Below are 17,427 nucleotides of genomic sequence, written 5' to 3' on the forward strand. Positions count from 1 at the left end.
CATAAGGAGCACGAGTGGCGAAGAACTATTATGACATCACCCTGGCGCTGGCTGGAATTTGCCAGTCTGCCCGTCTGGTGCAGGAGCTGGCGCATCAGGGTCATTGCGACGCCGACGCGCTGCACGTTTCGCTCAACAGCGTTATCGATCTCAACCCGGGCTCCACGCTTGGGGTATTCGGTGGCAGTGAAACGAATCTTCGTCCTGGTCTCGAAACGCTCCTTGGCGTACTGAATGCCAGTAACCGTCAGGGTCTGAACGCTGAGCTGACGCGTTACACGTTAAGCCTGATGGTCCTTGAGCGTAAGCTTAGCGGCGCCAAAGGGGCGATGGATACCCTCGGTGAGCGCATCGCGGGCCTGCAACGCCAGCTCGATCATTTTGACCTACAGTCTGAAACATTAATGAGCGCGATGGCCGCCATATATGTTGACGTGATAAGCCCGCTCGGCCCGCGTATTCAGGTCACCGGCTCCCCTGCTGTGCTGCAAAGCCCGCAGGTTCAGGCGAAGGTTCGCGCCTCACTGCTGGCCGGTATCCGCGCTGCGGTGCTGTGGCACCAGGTCGGCGGCGGACGTCTGCAGCTTATGTTTTCTCGTAGTCGCCTGACCGCTCAGGCAAAACAAATTCTTGCTCATTGTTAACCTCCCGGAGTTGCGAATTATGGAATTATCCTCACTGACCGCCGTTTCACCCGTCGATGGACGTTACGGCGATAAAGTCAGCGCGCTGCGCGGGATTTTCAGCGAATATGGTCTGCTGAAATTCCGTGTACAAGTTGAAGTACGCTGGCTGCAAAAACTGGCCGCGCACGCAGCAATCAAGGAAGTTCCTGCTTTTGCTGCCGAGGCAAACGATTACCTCGATAAAATCGTCGCTGAGTTTAATGAAGACGATGCGGCGCGCATTAAAACCATCGAGCGCACGACCAACCACGATGTGAAGGCGGTCGAGTATTTCCTGAAAGAGAAAGTGGAGTCTATCCCCGCCCTGCACGCGGTGTCTGAATTTATCCACTTCGCCTGTACCTCTGAAGACATCAACAACCTGTCGCATGCGCTGATGCTGTCCACCGCGCGTCAGGACGTGGTGCTGCCTTACTGGCGCAAGATTATTGATGCGGTGAAAGCGCTGTCCGTTGAATATCGTGATATTCCGCTGCTGTCGCGCACCCACGGCCAGCCCGCTACCCCATCCACCATGGGTAAAGAGATGGCTAACGTCGCGTACCGTATGGAGCGCCAGTTCCGCCAGCTTGAGCAGGTGGAAATTCTCGGCAAAATCAACGGCGCCGTCGGTAACTATAACGCCCACATCGCTGCCTATCCGGAAGTTGACTGGCACCAGTTTAGTGAAGAGTTTGTTACCTCTCTGGGCATTCAGTGGAATCCGTACACCACGCAGATTGAGCCGCACGATTACATCGCCGAGCTGTTTGATTGCATCGCCCGCTTCAACACCATCCTCATCGACTTCGACCGCGATGTCTGGGGTTATGTGGCCCTGAACCACTTCAAGCAGAAAACCATTGCCGGTGAAATTGGTTCGTCCACCATGCCGCATAAAGTTAACCCGATCGACTTCGAAAACTCAGAAGGTAACCTTGGTCTGGCAAACGCCATGCTCCAGCATATGGCAAGCAAACTGCCGGTTTCCCGCTGGCAGCGTGACCTGACCGATTCCACCGTTCTGCGTAACCTCGGCGTCGGCATTGGCTATTCACTGATTGCTTATCAGTCCACGCTGAAAGGCGTGAGCAAACTGGAAGTGAACCGCGATCGTCTGCTGGACGAGCTGGATCATAACTGGGAAGTGCTGGCCGAGCCTATCCAGACCGTGATGCGTCGCTACGGTATCGAGAAACCGTACGAAAAACTGAAAGAGCTGACCCGTGGTAAGCGTGTTGATGCCGAAGGCATGAAACAGTTTATCGACGGACTGGCACTGCCGGAAGAAGAGAAAACGCGTCTCAAGGCCATGACGCCGGACAATTACATCGGTCGTGCTATTACAATGGTAGACGAGCTGAAATAATGCCTTTTGCCCTCTTTCCGCCTGGAAAGAGGGTCCTTCCCGCCCGGTTTACGTAATGTTTATCCCCAAAACACCATAATCAGCGTTAAACTATTCATACCATTAATTTTAGGGAGAAGAGATGATGCGCGTATTGGTTGTTGAGGATAATGCATTACTACGTCATCACCTGAAGGTTCAGCTTCAGGAAATGGGACATCAGGTTGACGATGCGGAAGATGCGAAAGAAGCCGATTATTATCTCAATGAGCATTTACCTGACATTGCCATCGTCGATTTAGGGCTACCGGACGAAGACGGTTTGTCCTTAATCCGCCGCTGGCGCAGCCATGACATCTCTTTGCCCGTTCTGGTCTTAACCGCGCGTGAAGGCTGGCAGGATAAAGTCGAAGTGCTCAGTGCGGGCGCCGATGACTACGTCACTAAACCCTTCCATATTGAAGAGGTCGCCGCGCGCATGCAGGCGTTGATGCGTCGTAACAGCGGTCTGGCTTCGCAGGTTATCTCTATCCCGCCTTTCCTGGTCGATCTCTCCCGCCGCGAATTTTCCATCAATGATGAAGTGATCAAACTCACCGCGTTTGAGTACACCATCATGGAAACCCTTATCCGCAATAGCGGCAAAGTGGTCAGTAAAGATTCGCTGATGTTGCAGCTTTATCCTGATGCAGAACTGCGTGAAAGCCACACGATCGATGTTCTGATGGGACGTTTGCGTAAAAAAATTCAGGCTCAATATCCGCAAGATGTCATTACGACAGTCCGCGGTCAGGGATACCTGTTTGAATTACGCTAAATGAAAAAATTTCTTCGCCATATTTTACCCCTTTCACTGCGGGTGCGCTTTTTGCTGGCAACCGCAGCGGTTGTGCTGGTGTTGTCACTCGCCTACGGCATGGTTGCTCTGGTGGGGTACAGCGTCAGTTTTGATAAGACGACTTTCCGCCTGCTGCGCGGGGAGAGCAACTTGTTCTATACCCTCGCCAAATGGGAAGATAACCACATCAGCGTGGAGATGCCCGAAAATCTTGACCGTCAAAGCCCGACGATGGCGCTGATTTATAATGAAAAGGGTCAACTCTTATGGGCACAGCGGCACGTTCCCTGGCTGGAAAAGAGTATCCGCCCCGAGTGGCTTAAAACGAACGGCTTTCATGAAATTGAAACGGGTCTGAATGCCACCAGCGCCCTGCTGGGTAACGATGCGTCGATGCAACGCGAACTGGCGGAAATTCGTGAAGATGACGATGAGACGGAGATGACCCACTCGGTCGCCATCAATATCTATCCGGCAACCATGGACATGCCCCAGTTGACCATCGTTGTGGTCGATACCATTCCGGTTGAGCTTAAACGTTCTTATAAGGTCTGGAGCTGGTTTGTTTATGTGCTGGCCGCTAATCTCCTGCTGGTGATCCCGTTACTCTGGCTTGCGGCACGCTGGAGCCTGCGTCCCATTGAGTCGCTGGCAAAAGAGGTGCGTGAGCTCGAAGAGCATCATCGGGAAAAGCTCAACCCTGACACCACCCGTGAACTCACCAGTCTGGTGCGTAACCTCAATCGACTGCTGAAGAGCGAACGCGAGCGGTATGATAAATATCGCACGACGCTGACCGATCTGACCCACAGTTTGAAAACCCCGCTGGCGGTTATGCAGAGCACGTTGCGCTCAATGCGTGGCGCTAAATTATCGGTAGATGATGCCGAGCCGGTCATGCTTGAGCAGATAAGCCGTATCTCTCAGCAGATTGGTTACTATTTGCATCGGGCCAGCATGCGATCAGGTAGCGCGTTGCTCAGCCGCGAGCTGCACCCTGTTGCCCCGCTGCTGGATAATCTTACCTCTGCGCTGAACAAGGTGTATCAGCGTAAAGGGGTGAATATCAGCCTGGATATTTCACCCGAGATCAGCTTTGTCGGGGAAAAGAACGACTTCATGGAAGTCATGGGTAACCTCCTCGACAACGCCTGTAAATATTGTCTGGAATTTGTGGAAGTGACGGCACGCCAGACGGACAACGAACTGCATATTATCGTTGAGGATGACGGTCCGGGGATCCCGGCAAACAAACGTGACATGGTCTTCGATCGCGGCCAGCGGGCTGATACGCTTCGCCCGGGGCAAGGGGTAGGGTTGTCCGTGGCGCGTGAGATTGTCGATCAGTATGACGGCCGTATTGATCCGGGCGAAAGTCTGCTGGGCGGTGCGCGCATGGAGGCCGTTTTCGGTCGTCAGCACCCTACCGCCGACGATAGTTAGCGCGGAATGCGAAAAAAGCGATATTCGCGCACGCAGGCGCTTGTGCTTCCGTTATAATCCGAGTCAGTAAGAGCCTGCGGAAATAATAAATATGGAATATCACTTAGCACTGAACTGGCCCGACTTTATCGAACGCTACTGGCAGAAACGCCCGGTAGTGCTGAAGCGCGGCATCAGCAATTTTGTCGACCCTATCTCTCCCGACGAACTGGCCGGGCTGGCGATGGAAAACGAGGTAGACAGCCGTCTGGTGAGTCATCAGGAGGGAAAATGGCAGGTCAGTCATGGTCCTTTCGAAAGCTACGACCATCTGGGCGAGAATAACTGGTCATTACTGGTCCAGGCCGTTAACCACTGGCATGAACCTACCGCAGCCTTGATGCACCCGTTCCGCGCCCTTCCCGACTGGCGGATGGACGATCTGATGATCTCCTTCTCCGTACCGGGCGGTGGCGTTGGTCCGCACCTTGACCAGTACGACGTCTTTATCATTCAGGGCACTGGCCGCCGCCGCTGGCGCGTGGGCGATAAAGTGCCGATGAAGCAGCACTGCCCGCACCCGGATTTGCTGCAGGTGGATCCTTTTGAAGCCATCATCGATGAAGAGATGGAGCCGGGTGATATTCTTTATATCCCGCCAGGTTTCCCGCACGAAGGCTACTCTCTGGAAAACTCGCTTAACTATTCGGTCGGTTTCCGTGCGCCGAGCGGACGCGAGATGATCAGCGGTTTTGCCGATTACGTCCTGCAACGTGAACTGGGCAGCCATCGCTACAGCGATCCTGATGTGCCGACACGCGAGCACCCTGCGGATATCCTGCCGCAGGAGCTCGATAAACTGCGTGAAATGATGCTGGGTCTGATTAACGAACCTGAACATTTCAAACAGTGGTTCGGTGAGTTTATTAGCCAGTCGCGCCATGAGCTGGACGTTGCCCCGGCAGAGCCGCCGTATCAGCCTGATGAGATTTACGACGCGCTGCAACAAGGCGATACCCTGGTGCGTTTGGGGGGTCTGAGAGTGTTGCGAATTGGCGATGAGATTTTCGTCAACGGCGAGAAACTCGACTCTCCGCATCGCCCTGCCCTGGAGGCGCTGGCAAGCCACATGCGGCTTTCCGCCGACACGTTTGGTGATGCGCTGGAAGACCCTTCCTTCCTCGCCATGCTCGCGGCGCTGGTGAACAGCGGCTACTGGTTCTTCGAAGAGTAACAATCATTAAGCCGGGTAAGGCGCCGCCGCCCGGCTTTTTATTGCCCGCTCTTCTGCCGATATTACGCCGGCAAGCACGGCGTTTCCGGGCATCTGGTCATTTCTGCTTCGCGGTTAACTCCGCAATACGCACAATCACCTTTACCGCTTTCTCCATGCCTTCCAGCGTGACAAATTCATGTTTGCCGTGGTAGTTATACCCCCCGGTAAACAGGTTTGGACAGGGCAATCCCATAAAGGAAAGCTGCGAACCGTCGGTTCCGCCGCGTATGGGTTTTAATAGCGGCTCGATATCACAGTCGCGCATCGCCTGCTGGGCGATATCCAGAATATGCGGGTGCTCAATCACCTTGTCGCGCATGTTGTAGTAACTGTCTTCTATGATCAGTTCGATGTAGCAATCCGGATGCAGACCCTTGCCCACCTTTTTGGCAATTTCCATCATCTTACGCTTACGCGCTTCGAAAGCCTTACGATCAAAATCGCGCACAATGTAATGCATCTGTGCGCTGTCCACCGTCCCTTTCAGGCTGGTGAGATGGTAAAACCCTTCGTAACCGTCGGTGTTTTCCGGGCTTTCCTCTGACGGGACTTCCGCATGAATTCGCGCAGCCAGAGAGAGCGCATTGACCATGACGCCTTTTGCTGAGCCAGGGTGAACGTTGTTACCGACAATTTTGATGGTGACCGAGGCGGCGTTGAAGTTTTCGAACTCCAGTTCGCCCACCCCCCCGCCATCCACGGTATAGGCCCACTTCGCGTCGAATTGCGCAACGTCAAAATATTTCGCCCCTTTGCCCACCTCTTCATCGGGGGTAAAGGCCACGCGGATATCCCCGTGAGGAATATTTTTTTCCTTCAACACCGCAAGCGCGGTCATGATCTCGGCGACGCCCGCTTTGTCGTCAGCGCCGAGGAGGGTTTTGCCGTCGGTGGTAATCAGTGTCTGTCCGAGAAGCTGATGCAGCACCGGGAACATGACGGGTGAAAGCACCTCATCGCCAATGCCGAGCGCGATATCGCCTCCACGATAGTTTTCGACTATCTGCGGATTCACATTTTTCCCGCTAAAATCAGGAGAGGTATCGACATGAGAAATAAAGCCAATCGCCGGGACCTCGCCTTCGACGTTCGACGGTAACGTGCCCATCACCGTCCCTTTCTCGCTTAAGGTCACGTTCACCAGTCCGAGTGCTTCAAGCTGCTCCTTTAACAGGTTCAACAGCTTCCATTGGCCTTCCGTGCTCGGTACCTGTCTGACGCCCGCCTTAGATTGGGTATCCAGCGAAACGTACTGTAAAAAACGCTCAAGTAATTTATCCATGCAGTCACCCTCTCTTTTTGTGACAACATTATCATTAAGCATCAAAACCCAAATATTGCGTCAGGTCACTTTTATCCCGTAAACGAGAATATTTTCGTTTATGTCGTGGTGCGTTAATAAATGTAGCTTATGAATCAGTCACAAGGATTGGCGTGGATAGTGCTTTGCCGTAGAATGTCCGCCCTCGTCATGCGTCACCAAGGTGGTTCAACACAAACCCCGCTACCGATAACCCATTCGTAGCGTCTATATGGGACAGAGTCAAAAATTGAATAATCAACCGGGTAAACTCTCACCGCTGGTTCAGCTGGCAGGGATTTGCAAAAGTTTTGATGGTAAAACGGTCATTTCTGACCTGAATCTGACAATCAACAACGGCGAGTTTCTGACGCTGTTAGGCCCTTCCGGCTGCGGAAAAACAACCGTACTGCGCCTTATCGCCGGGCTGGAAAGCGTCGACAGCGGCCACATCCATCTTGAAGATCAGAACATCACGGATGTTGCTGCCGAACACCGTCACGTCAATACCGTTTTTCAGAGCTACGCGCTTTTCCCGCATATGACGGTATTTGAAAACGTCGCGTTTGGCCTGCGAATGCAAAAGACCCCTCGCGAGCAGATTGCCCCACGCGTGACTGACGCGCTTCGCATGGTACAGCTTGATGAATTCGCCCAGCGCAAACCGCATCAGCTTTCCGGCGGTCAGCAGCAGCGTGTGGCCATTGCCCGTGCGGTCGTGAACAAGCCCCGGCTGCTTCTGCTGGATGAGTCGCTTTCAGCCCTGGATTATAAGCTGCGCAAGCAGATGCAGAACGAGCTGAAGGCCCTGCAGCGTAAGCTGGGTATCACCTTTGTTTTTGTGACGCACGATCAGGAAGAAGCCTTAACGATGTCCGACCGTATCGTGGTGATGCGCGATGGAAAAATCGAGCAGGACGGTACCCCCCGTGAAATCTACGAAGAGCCGAAGAACCTGTTTGTCGCCAGCTTCATAGGTGAGATCAATATCTTCAATGCCACCGTGATTGAGCGCCTCGATGAGCTGCGCGTGCTCGCGAACATTGAAGGGCGCGAATGTCATATCACGGTCAATTTTCCCGTTGTAAAAGGTCAAAAACTCAACGTCATGCTGCGCCCGGAAGATCTTCGCGTGGATGAAATTCATGACAGCACGGAAGCCGAAGGTCTGATTGGCTACATTCGCGAGCGTAACTACAAAGGGATGACGCTGGAATCGGTGGTTGAGCTGGAAAACGGCAAAATGGTGTTGGTCAGCGAATTCTTCAATGAAGATGATCCTGACTTTGACCACCCCCTCGATCAGAAAATGGTCGTCAACTGGGTCGAAAGCTGGGAGGTCGTACTGGCTGATGAAGAACACAAGTAAGTTCCAGAAAGTGGTGATTGCCACCATCGTCGGTTGGCTTGTGTTGTTTGTCTTTCTTCCCAACCTGATGATCATCGTCACCAGCTTCCTGACCCGCGACAACGATAACTTCGTCAAGCTGGTCTTTACGCTGGACAACTATGCCCATTTACTGGACCCGCTTTACCTGGATGTGCTGCTCCATTCGCTTAACATGGCGGCTATTGCCACCGTGGCCTGTCTGGTGCTGGGATACCCCTTCGCCTGGTTTCTGGCGCGTTTGCCGCAGAAAGTGCGTCCGCTGCTGCTGTTTTTACTGATCGTGCCCTTCTGGACCAACTCCCTCATTCGTATTTATGGCCTGAAAATATTTCTCAGCACCAAAGGCTATCTGAATGAGTTCTTGTTATGGACAGGCATTATCGATACGCCGATACGCATTATGTATAGCCCAGGCGCGGTGATTATCGGTCTGGTCTATATTTTGTTGCCGTTCATGGTTATGCCGCTCTATTCCAGTATCGAAAAGCTCGATAAACCGCTGCTGGAAGCGGCAAGAGATCTTGGCGCAAGCAAGTTGCAAACGTTTCTGCGCATTGTCATTCCGATGACCATGCCCGGCATTATCGCCGGTTGTCTGCTTGTGATGCTGCCAGCAATGGGGTTGTTCTACGTGTCAGACCTGATGGGCGGCGCGAAGAATTTGCTGATCGGTAATATCATCAAGAGTCAGTTCCTGAACATCCGCGACTGGCCATTTGGATCGGCCACCAGCATTACGCTGACCCTGGTGATGGGCTTGATGCTGCTGATTTACTGGCGCGCCTCTCGCTTGCTTAACAAGAAGGTGGAACTCGAATGATCGGTCGACTGCTTCGCGGCGGTTTCATGACCGCCATTTATGCTTATCTCTATATTCCTATTATCATTTTAATCGTGAATTCGTTTAACAGTTCGCGATTCGGGATCAACTGGCAGGGCTTTACGACAAAATGGTATGGCCTGCTGATGAATAACGACAGCCTGCTGCAGGCGGCGCAACATTCGCTGACCATGGCGATTTTCTCTGCCACCTTTGCCACGCTGATAGGCTCGCTGACCGCGGTGGCGCTTTATCGCTACCGTTTTCGCGGTAAGCCTTTCGTCAGCGGCATGCTGTTTGTGGTGATGATGTCACCGGATATCGTGATGGCGATTTCGCTGCTGGTGCTGTTTATGCTACTCGGTATCCAGCTCGGCTTTTGGTCTCTGCTCTTTTCGCATATCACCTTCTGCCTGCCGTTTGTGGTTGTAACGGTCTATTCGCGCCTCAAAGGTTTTGACGTGCGCATGCTGGAGGCCGCGAAGGATTTAGGCGCCAGTGAACTGACCATTTTACGCAAAATCATTTTGCCGCTGGCGATGCCCGCCGTGGCGGCAGGATGGTTGTTGAGCTTCACCCTCTCCATGGACGATGTGGTGGTTTCGTCGTTCGTGACGGGGCCGGGCTATGAAATTCTGCCATTGAAGATCTACTCCATGGTAAAAGTTGGCGTCTCACCGGAAGTGAACGCGCTGGCGACGATTCTGTTGGTGTTATCGTTGGTCATGGTGATTGCCAGCCAGCTGATTGCTCGAGATAAAACAAAGGGCCGGTAAGGCTCGCAACTCAGGGGACGTTAAAATGAAAAAATGGTCACGCCACCTGCTCGCGGCAGGCGCGCTTGCACTGGGAATGAGCGCCGCGCACGCGGATGACAGCAAAACGCTCTACTTCTACAACTGGACCGAGTATGTGCCGCCCGGCCTGCTGGAGCAGTTCACCAAAGAGACCGGCATCAAGGTTATCTATTCGACCTATGAATCGAACGAAACCATGTATGCCAAGCTCAAAACCTATAAAGACGGCGCGTACGATCTGGTCGTCCCATCGACCTATTTCGTCGATAAAATGCGCAAAGAGGGCATGATTCAAAAGATCGACAAATCGAAACTCACCCACTTCAACAATCTCGATCCGGAGATGCTGAATAAACCTTTCGATCCGAATAATGACTATTCGATCCCCTATATCTGGGGGGCGACGGCCATCGGTGTGAACAGCGATGAGATCGACCCTAAAACCGTGACCCGTTGGGCCGACCTGTGGAAGCCTGAATATAAAAGCAGCCTGCTGCTGACTGACGACGCCCGTGAAGTCTTCCAGATGGCGCTGCGCAAACTGGGCTATTCGGGAAACACGACCGATCCAAAAGAGATTGAAGCTGCGTATAACGAGCTCAAAAAACTGATGCCAAACGTGGCCGCCTTCAACTCGGATAACCCGGCTAACCCCTATATGGAAGGGGAAGTGAATCTGGGCATGGTGTGGAACGGTTCGGCTTATGTCGCGCGTCAGGCCGGCACGCCGCTGACGGTGGTTTGGCCAAAAGAGGGTGGGATCTTCTGGATGGATAGCCTGTCGATTCCGGCTAACGCCAAAAATGTCGAGGGCGCAATGAAGCTGATTAACTTCCTGCTGCGTCCCGATGTGGCCAAACAGGTTGCCGAAACCATCGGCTACCCGACCCCAAACCTGGCCGCGCGCAAGCTCCTCAGCCCGGAGGTGGCTAACGACAAAACGCTTTATCCGGATGCGGAGACGATTAAAGCCGGTGAGTGGCAAAACGACGTCGGTGACGCCAGCCGGATTTATGAAGAGTATTATCAGAAGCTAAAAGCAGGACGTTAACCCTGCGCTGAACTGACTCCTGGCCCGGTAGCGTGCGCTTGCCGGGCCAACGAGTCACGACGTTATAATCCCTTCAGCAGTTTCTCGATAAACTCCGGCACCACTTCACTCGCCAGACCGTACTGTTTCTCTTCAAATTCGCTGCCGACCTGGCTTGGTTCGAGATTCAGCTCAACGGTATGCGCCCCGTGCAGTTTTGCCTCGTGTACAAAGCCAGCGGCGGGATAGACGTGGCCGGAGGTGCCGATGGCGATAAAGACGTCGGCCATTGCCAACGCGCTGTAAATCTCATCCATTCCCAGCGGCATCTCACCAAACCAGACAACGTGCGGACGCAAGGCTTGCGGGAACTGACAGCAGTGGCATTTATCCTCGGGGGTAATGTCACCGGTCCAGTCCAGCACCTGTCCGCTCGACGCACAGCGAACTTTAAGTAATTCGCCGTGCATGTGAATAATCTGGCGGTTACCCGCGCGCTCGTGCAGATTGTCGATGTTCTGGGTCACCAGCAGGAAACGATCGCCCAGCGCCTCTTCGAGCGTTGCCAGCGCTAAATGCGCCGCGTTTGGTGCAATGTCTGGGGACTGTAACTGACGGCGGCGGTCGTTATAAAACCGCTGCACCAGGTCGGGATTACGGGCAAAACCTTCGGGCGTGGCGACATCTTCCACCCGGTGCTCCTCCCACAAACCATCCGCAGCGCGAAAGGTGCGGATACCGGACTCGGCGGAGATCCCCGCCCCGGTTAATACGACAACTCTTGGCTTTTCCATACCTTCTGGCATCACCCTGTCTCTGAAAAAGATCCGCTGGCGTAAGCGTTCACGCAGGCGGCGTTTAGTTTTACGAAAACGACCCAGTCGACCTAACCGACGCGACAGCATAATAACCTCTTAATTGCTAGCGAGTGAGATGGAGGAATGCCGCTCCGCGCATACCTCCAGCATCCCCATGACGCGCACGTTCGATACGCGGTACGCGGGCAACCGGCAGCAAATGACGGGGCAAACGCCCGGACAATTGCTCCGTAATCACCGTAAAGTTCGACAGCCCACCTCCAATCACCAGCAGGTCGGGATCCACGATGGTCAAAATAGTGCCTAAGCACACCGCCAGCAGATCGAGATAACGTTCAACGTGCTCCCGGGCCTGCGCATCCCCCTGCTCCCACAGCGTGATGATTTGCGGCGCCTCAAGTTTTTGATGATAGAAGTGTTCGTAAAGCCATGCAAACCCACGGCCAGAGAGATAGTTTTCGATACATCCGTGTTGCCCGCATCCGCAGCGTACCAGAGGGAAATCGCGGCCCACCACATTGAGCGCGTCTACGGGTAGACGAATATGCCCAAATTCACCGGTGATATAGCTGCGTCCCGCGATCGGTTTGCCGTTAAAGACAATACCCCCGCCAACGCCCGTACCGAGGATCAAGCCCATGACGAGGGGCAACTGACGAAACTCCTCATCCCAGGCTTCCGAGAGGGCAAAACAGTTGGCATCGTTATCAAGACGCACGTCGCGGTCGAGACGGGCAGAGAGATCCGCACGCAGCGGTCGGCCGCTGGCGGCGGGCACATTCGCCGCGTATAGCGTGCCGTCGTCAGTTTCAGGCATGCCGGGAATGCCTATGCCAACGGAACCTTTCACACCAAAACGCGTATCGGCTTCATTGACCAGGGTGATAATTGCCGTCAGAAAGGCTTCATAGCTCTCACGTGGAGTGGGAACACGTGTTTCCCACTGCAACCTGAGTTGATCATCAAATATGCCAAGCGCAATTTTTGTGCCGCCAATATCAAATCCATAATACATAACGCATTCCTCTTTCTGATTTGGCGGCTATACACGTCGTCTTTTACGCAGCCCTTGCGCAGGCTGCATAAAGGATGTGGCGGAATAGACGACCAATCATGACGTAATCACTGACCACTTAATACCCTCGCCGGATCGATACGGCTCGCGCGACGCGCCGGGTACCAGCTTGCCAGCAGACTCAGTAAAAGTGCTGTAACCAGCACATAAAAAACGTCCAGCCAGTGCAATTCAGACGGCAGGAAGTCAATAAAATAGATATCGCCAGACAGGAGTTGATGGCCGATGAGTTTTTCGATGCCGTTGATGATAGGCGTCAGTTGCAGCGCCACGACCACACCGATCACCACGCCGCACAGGCTGCCAAACAGCCCGGCCAGAAGCCCATACCAGACGAATATGGCCCGAATAAGACCATCTTTCGCCCCCAGGGTGCGCAGAACGGCGATATCACCACTCTTATCTTTCACCGCCATGACCAGCGTCGAAACGATGTTGAAACAGGCCACGCCAATCACCAGCACCATCGCCAGATACATGATGGCGCGGATCATCTGGATGTCACGGTACATATAGCCATAAGTCCCAATCCAGCTCTTGATATAGACATAGCTGTTGGTCACTTCGCCGGCATCGCGCACCAGTTTATTGGCATTAAAGACGTCGCTCACCTTAATGGCGATGCCGGTGACGCTGCTGCCCATATCCAGATACTGACGGGCATCCTCAAGCGGCACCATAGCGAAGCTATGATCGAGCTGACCGCTAAGCTGCAGAATACCGGTTACATGCAGGCGCACGCGCTTGGGCTGCTGAAGCTTATGATCCGCGCTGGCGTTAGGGATCATGATCGACACCCAGTCGCCCTGCTTGACCTTCAGCGCATCCGCAATACCTTTACCAATGATGATTTGCTGTTCGCCGGCCTTAAAGCCTGTCCACGCGTTGTTTTGCACAAACTGCGGCAGCGCGCTTAAACGCGACTCCTGTTCAGGATTGACGCCTTTCACCTGAATGGCGCGCAGATTCGCCCCGCTCTCCACCAGCCCGGTAAAGTTAATATAGGGCGCTGCAGCCAGGATACCCGGGACTTTTTCGACCCTGGTTAAGGCTTCGTTCCAGTTCTTCCACGGCTGATTAACCGGCTCGATTTCACCGTGAGGCACCACCGCCAGAATGCGGTTATTGAGCTCCCGCTCGAATCCGTTCATCGCACTCAGGCCAACAATCAACACCGCCACGCCGAGCGCAATACCGATTGTTGAAATAACCGAGATCAGCGATACCATGCCGCCACGGCGACGGCCCCGGCTGAATCGCAGCCCGATAAGAAGTGATAATGGTGAAGCCATTACTCCGCTCCCATCAGGGTCAGATCGGCCGTCAGACGCCCGTCGCGCATCTCAAGCTGACGGCTCATGCGGCGAGCCAGAGGCAAATCATGCGTGACAACCAGAAATGCCGTGCCCTGTGAGGCGTTTAACTCACCCAGTAACTGGAAAATACTGTCGGCATTGCGCGCGTCCAGGTTACCGGTCGGTTCATCGGCCAGCACCAGACGCGGGTTATTCACCAGCGCACGGGCAATCGCCACGCGCTGACGTTCACCACCGGAAAGCTCTGATGGACGATGGTTTCCACGATGACCCAAACCCACGGCCTTCAGCATGTCACTGGCGCGGGCGTTAATTTCTGCTGGTTTCTTCTTACCAATCAACAGCGGCATCGCCACGTTTTCCAGCGCGGTGAAGTCAGGCAGCAGATGGTGAAACTGGTAGATGAAACCCAGCTCACGGTTACGCAGCTCCGCTTTGGCCGTCGATGACATCGTGCTGAGAGATTTACCCGAGAAAATCACATCGCCTGAGGTAGGTGTATCCAGCCCGCCTAACAGATGCAGCAGCGTACTTTTACCGGAGCCGGAACTGCCGACAATCGCCATCGTTTCGCCTTCGCCCACGCTGAAACTTACCTCATGCAGGACATCGGTCTGCACGGTGCCTTCCTGATAGCGTTTGGACAGGTTGTCGCATTGCAACAGGATTTTATTCATAACGTAAAGCCTCAGCGGGTTGTGTGGCGGCAGCGCGCCAGGAAGGATAAAGCGTTGATAAAAGTGCGATGAACATCGCCACGAGTGCAATGCCCATGACCTGCATCGGTTCGATAGCAACGGGTAAAGAGGCACCGTCAATCAGCACGCCTATAACAGGCATTAAATTGTTAAGCTGGCTGGCAAGCAGAACGCCCAACACTGCGCCCAGCAGTGCGCCAATAACCCCGGCGCTGGCACCTTGTACCATAAACACCGCCATGATCTGACGCGGCGTGAGCCCCTGGGTCTGGAGAATCGCGACCTCACCCTGCTTTTCCATCACCATCAGGCCGAGCGAAGTAATAATATTAAATGCCGCCACGGCCACGATCAGGCTCAGCAACAGCCCCATCATGTTTTTCTCCATGCGCACGGCCTGGAAAAGATCGCCTTTGCGTTCGCGCCAGTCCTGCCATTTTGTCCCTTCTGGCAACGTTTGTTCGCTGAGCTCGTCAACTTTTAACGGTTCGTTCAGCCACAGACGCCAGCCGGTGATATTCCCCAGCGGATAGCGCATCAGGCGGGAGGCATCCTGGATGTTAACCAGCATTTGATAGCCGTCGACTTCGCTGTTCGCGGCAAAAGTGCCAATCACATTAAACAGACGCTGGCTGGGCAACCGTCCCATTGGCGTGAACTGGCTGGCGGAAGGCACCATCACCCGCAGCTGATCGCCACGATTGACGCCCAGCTGTCCGGCAAGCTGTTCACCCAGAATCACGTTGTATTTACCCGGTGCCAGATCGGTCTGTTTGACATTCACCAGCCAGGGGGTAAGCGGATCTTTTTGCGCCGGATCGATACCCAGCATAACGCCCACCGAAACGCTGCGGGCGCTTTGCAGCACCACATCGCCCGTGGTCAGCGGCGCTACGCGGCTGATACCCTGAAGTTTAATAGCGCTTTCCGGCAGCTGTTGAGGATTCACCGAACCGTTTGCCGAAGAGAGAATGGCCTGAGGCATAAGCCCCAGAATGTTATTTTGCAGCTCGCGCTCAAAGCCATTCATCACGGATAGCACCGTCACCAGCGCCATTACGCCAAGCGTAATGCCAATGGTGGAAAGCCAGGAGACAAAGCGACCGAAGCGGTCCGCGGCGCGCCCACGCATGTAACGTAAGCCTATAAAGAGTGCGACAGGTTGATACATGGAATCCGTCTGGTTGCTGATAGCAGGCCCACGAGTATATAAGCGATTCCGTTAAGCGTAAATGACTGAAACCGTAAGCTTTGGTAATCATTTATCCGAAAAATTCAGATAAATCATAAAGCTATCGACCGTGCCGTGCTGCACAGCCCTCCACCTTTTCCTAAAATCGTCCCGATACAGACTCTTACCCATTACATCCCTTTGCCCTTCGCTCAGGATTGGCGGTCTTTTTTGGCAACACAGGTATCAGTGACCGATGAAACAAAAAGCATTATGGATAAATCAGATAAAGGGATTATGTATCTGCCTGGTGGTTATTTACCACTCGGTGATCACCTTTTATCCCCACCTTACCGGCCTACAGCTCCCGCTATCCGGTTTACTCGCAAAATGCTGGGTCTATTTTAATCTCTATCTTGCACCGTTTCGCATGCCGGTCTTTTTCTTTATTTCCGGCTATTTAATACGCCGCTATATTGATGAAGTTGGCTGGCGAACCAGCCTGGATAAACGGGTCTGGAGCATCGTGTGGGTGCTGGCCCTGTGGGGAATTGTGCAGTGGCAGGCGCTTATCCATATAAATGCCTGGCTGGCCCCCGAACGCGACCTGGCGACCGCCTCCAACGCCGCGTATGCCGACTCCCTGACGGGTTTCCTTCGCGGCATGCTGACGGCCAGCACCAGCCTGTGGTACCTCTATGCGCTGGTGGTCTATTTTACGCTGTGCAAACTGTTAAGTCGCTGGAAATTGCCCGTACTTTGCGCACTGGCGCTGGCAAGCGTCGCGATTAATTTCCTGCCCTTGCCCTGGTGGGGGATGAACAGCGTGGTACGCAATATGATCTACTACAGCCTGGGTGCCTGGTTTGGCGCGCAGCTGATGGAGTGGATGAAAAGTCTGACCATCAGCCGTTACTGGCTCCCCGTCGCGCTCTTTGGCGCCGTTTCCGTGGTTTTATGGTTTGCCAACGTACCGTTGCTGCTGTCATTGCTCTCTATTTTGCTCATCATGAAAGTGTTCTACAGCGTCGAGCAGCGCTACGCCGTACATCCCAACAATCTGCTCAACGTCGTGGGCTCGAACACGATAGCCATCTACACCACACACCGGATCCTGATTGAGGCGTTCAGCCTCTTTTTCATCGGCGAACTCAACGCCGCCGACTGGCCGGTGTGGGCCGAACTGACGCTTATCCTGATCTATCCCTTCGCCAGCCTGATCGTCTGTACGCTGGTTGGCCTGGGCGCACGTAAACTTTCCAGCGCTCTTTTTGGCGATATTTTCTTTACGCCCCCAGCCCGCCTGGCGCCTGTACAGGCTGCGCGCTAATCCGTTTTCGCCCCCCATTTGGGGGCGAATTCTCCCTGTGTGCGGTTCCGGTTTGCTAATACAAAACGATCAAGGATAATAAAGACATTGCGTATCAGTGATATGCCCCAATACTGTTGGTATATCCATAAGA

At 53.9% G+C, this 17,427-nt stretch carries 16 protein-coding genes; 10 read left to right on the forward strand and 6 right to left on the reverse strand.

The window, feature by feature from the left end:
• Positions 1-14: 14 nt before the first annotated feature.
• The 5 genes from hflD to LZP96_RS01450 all read left to right on the forward strand — a co-directional run bounded on the left by hflD (position 15) and on the right by LZP96_RS01450 (position 5,507).
• A complete protein-coding gene (gene hflD / locus LZP96_RS01430; RefSeq protein WP_064325730.1) occupies positions 15-644 on the forward strand; it encodes a high frequency lysogenization protein HflD in 630 nt (209 codons plus the stop codon).
• A gap of 19 nt (positions 645-663) precedes the next feature.
• Positions 664-2,034 (forward strand): adenylosuccinate lyase, encoded by a 1,371-nt coding sequence (purB, locus tag LZP96_RS01435; protein ID WP_064325729.1) that lies wholly within the window; start codon positions 664-666, stop codon positions 2,032-2,034.
• 124 nt (positions 2,035-2,158) lie between these two features.
• Positions 2,159-2,830: a two-component system response regulator PhoP gene (phoP, locus tag LZP96_RS01440; RefSeq protein WP_064328103.1), complete on the forward strand. Its 672-nt coding sequence runs from the start codon at positions 2,159-2,161 to the stop codon at positions 2,828-2,830.
• Positions 2,831-4,294 (forward strand): two-component system sensor histidine kinase PhoQ, encoded by a 1,464-nt coding sequence (phoQ, locus tag LZP96_RS01445; RefSeq protein WP_064325728.1) that lies wholly within the window; start codon positions 2,831-2,833, stop codon positions 4,292-4,294.
• A gap of 91 nt (positions 4,295-4,385) precedes the next feature.
• Positions 4,386-5,507: a ribosomal protein uL16 3-hydroxylase gene (locus LZP96_RS01450; RefSeq protein ID WP_064325727.1), complete on the forward strand. Its 1,122-nt coding sequence runs from the start codon at positions 4,386-4,388 to the stop codon at positions 5,505-5,507.
• 97 nt (positions 5,508-5,604) lie between these two features.
• Here the strand turns inward: LZP96_RS01450 and pepT are convergent, their stop codons facing one another.
• A complete protein-coding gene (pepT, locus tag LZP96_RS01455; protein ID WP_064325726.1) occupies positions 5,605-6,831 on the reverse strand; it encodes a peptidase T in 1,227 nt (408 codons plus the stop codon).
• 250 nt (positions 6,832-7,081) lie between these two features.
• Between pepT and potA the strand changes: the two genes are divergently transcribed.
• Genes potA through potD form a run of 4 tightly spaced genes read left to right on the forward strand, consistent with a single transcriptional unit; the run spans position 7,082 to position 10,907 of the window.
• On the forward strand, positions 7,082-8,218 hold the full coding sequence (gene potA, locus LZP96_RS01460; protein WP_064325725.1) for a spermidine/putrescine ABC transporter ATP-binding protein PotA: 1,137 nt from the start codon (positions 7,082-7,084) through the stop codon (positions 8,216-8,218).
• Positions 8,202-9,059: a spermidine/putrescine ABC transporter permease PotB gene (gene potB / locus LZP96_RS01465; protein WP_064325724.1), complete on the forward strand. Its 858-nt coding sequence runs from the start codon at positions 8,202-8,204 to the stop codon at positions 9,057-9,059. The genes potA and potB overlap by 17 nt, the downstream gene beginning before the upstream one ends.
• Positions 9,056-9,835: a spermidine/putrescine ABC transporter permease PotC gene (gene potC, locus LZP96_RS01470; RefSeq protein ID WP_064325723.1), complete on the forward strand. Its 780-nt coding sequence runs from the start codon at positions 9,056-9,058 to the stop codon at positions 9,833-9,835. Before potB ends, potC begins: the two co-directional genes overlap by 4 nt.
• A 25-nt stretch (positions 9,836-9,860) precedes the next feature.
• The gene (gene potD, locus LZP96_RS01475; protein WP_064325722.1) at positions 9,861-10,907 is read left to right on the forward strand and encodes a spermidine/putrescine ABC transporter substrate-binding protein PotD; all 1,047 of its coding nucleotides are present in this window, start codon (positions 9,861-9,863) and stop codon (positions 10,905-10,907) included.
• Between the two features lie 62 nt (positions 10,908-10,969).
• On the opposite strand, the gene cobB is transcribed toward potD, so the two are convergent.
• From cobB to lolC, 5 genes are all read right to left on the reverse strand, one after another.
• Entirely contained in the window at positions 10,970-11,791 is an 822-nt protein-coding gene (cobB, locus tag LZP96_RS01480; protein ID WP_064325721.1) for a Sir2 family NAD+-dependent deacetylase, read from the reverse strand.
• Positions 11,792-11,807: 16 nt separating this feature from the next.
• Positions 11,808-12,719 (reverse strand): N-acetylglucosamine kinase, encoded by a 912-nt coding sequence (gene nagK, locus LZP96_RS01485; protein WP_064325720.1) that lies wholly within the window; start codon positions 12,717-12,719, stop codon positions 11,808-11,810.
• Positions 12,720-12,826: 107 nt separating this feature from the next.
• Entirely contained in the window at positions 12,827-14,071 is a 1,245-nt protein-coding gene (gene lolE, locus LZP96_RS01490) for a lipoprotein-releasing ABC transporter permease subunit LolE (protein WP_064325719.1), read from the reverse strand.
• Positions 14,071-14,772 carry a lipoprotein-releasing ABC transporter ATP-binding protein LolD gene (lolD, locus tag LZP96_RS01495; RefSeq protein WP_064325718.1) on the reverse strand — a complete coding sequence of 234 codons (702 nt, stop codon included), beginning with the start codon at positions 14,770-14,772 and terminating at the stop codon, positions 14,071-14,073. The genes lolE and lolD overlap by 1 nt, the downstream gene beginning before the upstream one ends.
• On the reverse strand, positions 14,765-15,964 hold the full coding sequence (gene lolC, locus LZP96_RS01500) for a lipoprotein-releasing ABC transporter permease subunit LolC (RefSeq protein ID WP_064325717.1): 1,200 nt from the start codon (positions 15,962-15,964) through the stop codon (positions 14,765-14,767). The genes lolD and lolC overlap by 8 nt, the downstream gene beginning before the upstream one ends.
• Positions 15,965-16,220: 256 nt before the next feature.
• Here lolC and LZP96_RS01505 point away from each other — a divergent pair, with 256 nt between their 5' ends.
• Positions 16,221-17,294: an acyltransferase family protein gene (locus tag LZP96_RS01505; RefSeq protein WP_064325716.1), complete on the forward strand. Its 1,074-nt coding sequence runs from the start codon at positions 16,221-16,223 to the stop codon at positions 17,292-17,294.
• Positions 17,295-17,427 lie beyond the last annotated feature (133 nt).

Source organism: Huaxiibacter chinensis (genome assembly GCF_022171985.1).
GTDB lineage: Bacteria > Pseudomonadota > Gammaproteobacteria > Enterobacterales > Enterobacteriaceae > Enterobacter > Enterobacter chinensis_A.

Bases quoted from the DNA above. Each gene is read 5' to 3' on its own strand.
- purB (WP_064325729.1), top strand. From the start codon at position 664: ATGGAATTATCCTCACTGACCGCCGTTTCACCCGTCGATGGACGTTAC.
- phoP (WP_064328103.1), top strand. From the start codon at position 2,159: ATGCGCGTATTGGTTGTTGAGGATAATGCATTACTACGTCATCACCTG.
- phoQ (WP_064325728.1), top strand. From the start codon at position 2,831: ATGAAAAAATTTCTTCGCCATATTTTACCCCTTTCACTGCGGGTGCGC.
- LZP96_RS01450 (WP_064325727.1), top strand. From the start codon at position 4,386: ATGGAATATCACTTAGCACTGAACTGGCCCGACTTTATCGAACGCTAC.
- pepT (WP_064325726.1), bottom strand. From the start codon at position 6,831: ATGGATAAATTACTTGAGCGTTTTTTACAGTACGTTTCGCTGGATACC.
- potA (WP_064325725.1), top strand. From the start codon at position 7,082: ATGGGACAGAGTCAAAAATTGAATAATCAACCGGGTAAACTCTCACCG.
- potB (WP_064325724.1), top strand. From the start codon at position 8,202: ATGAAGAACACAAGTAAGTTCCAGAAAGTGGTGATTGCCACCATCGTC.
- potC (WP_064325723.1), top strand. From the start codon at position 9,056: ATGATCGGTCGACTGCTTCGCGGCGGTTTCATGACCGCCATTTATGCT.
- potD (WP_064325722.1), top strand. From the start codon at position 9,861: ATGAAAAAATGGTCACGCCACCTGCTCGCGGCAGGCGCGCTTGCACTG.
- cobB (WP_064325721.1), bottom strand. From the start codon at position 11,791: ATGCTGTCGCGTCGGTTAGGTCGACTGGGTCGTTTTCGTAAAACTAAA.
- nagK (WP_064325720.1), bottom strand. From the start codon at position 12,719: ATGTATTATGGATTTGATATTGGCGGCACAAAAATTGCGCTTGGCATA.
- lolE (WP_064325719.1), bottom strand. From the start codon at position 14,071: ATGGCTTCACCATTATCACTTCTTATCGGGCTGCGATTCAGCCGGGGC.
- lolD (WP_064325718.1), bottom strand. From the start codon at position 14,772: ATGAATAAAATCCTGTTGCAATGCGACAACCTGTCCAAACGCTATCAG.
- lolC (WP_064325717.1), bottom strand. From the start codon at position 15,964: ATGTATCAACCTGTCGCACTCTTTATAGGCTTACGTTACATGCGTGGG.
- LZP96_RS01505 (WP_064325716.1), top strand. From the start codon at position 16,221: ATGAAACAAAAAGCATTATGGATAAATCAGATAAAGGGATTATGTATC.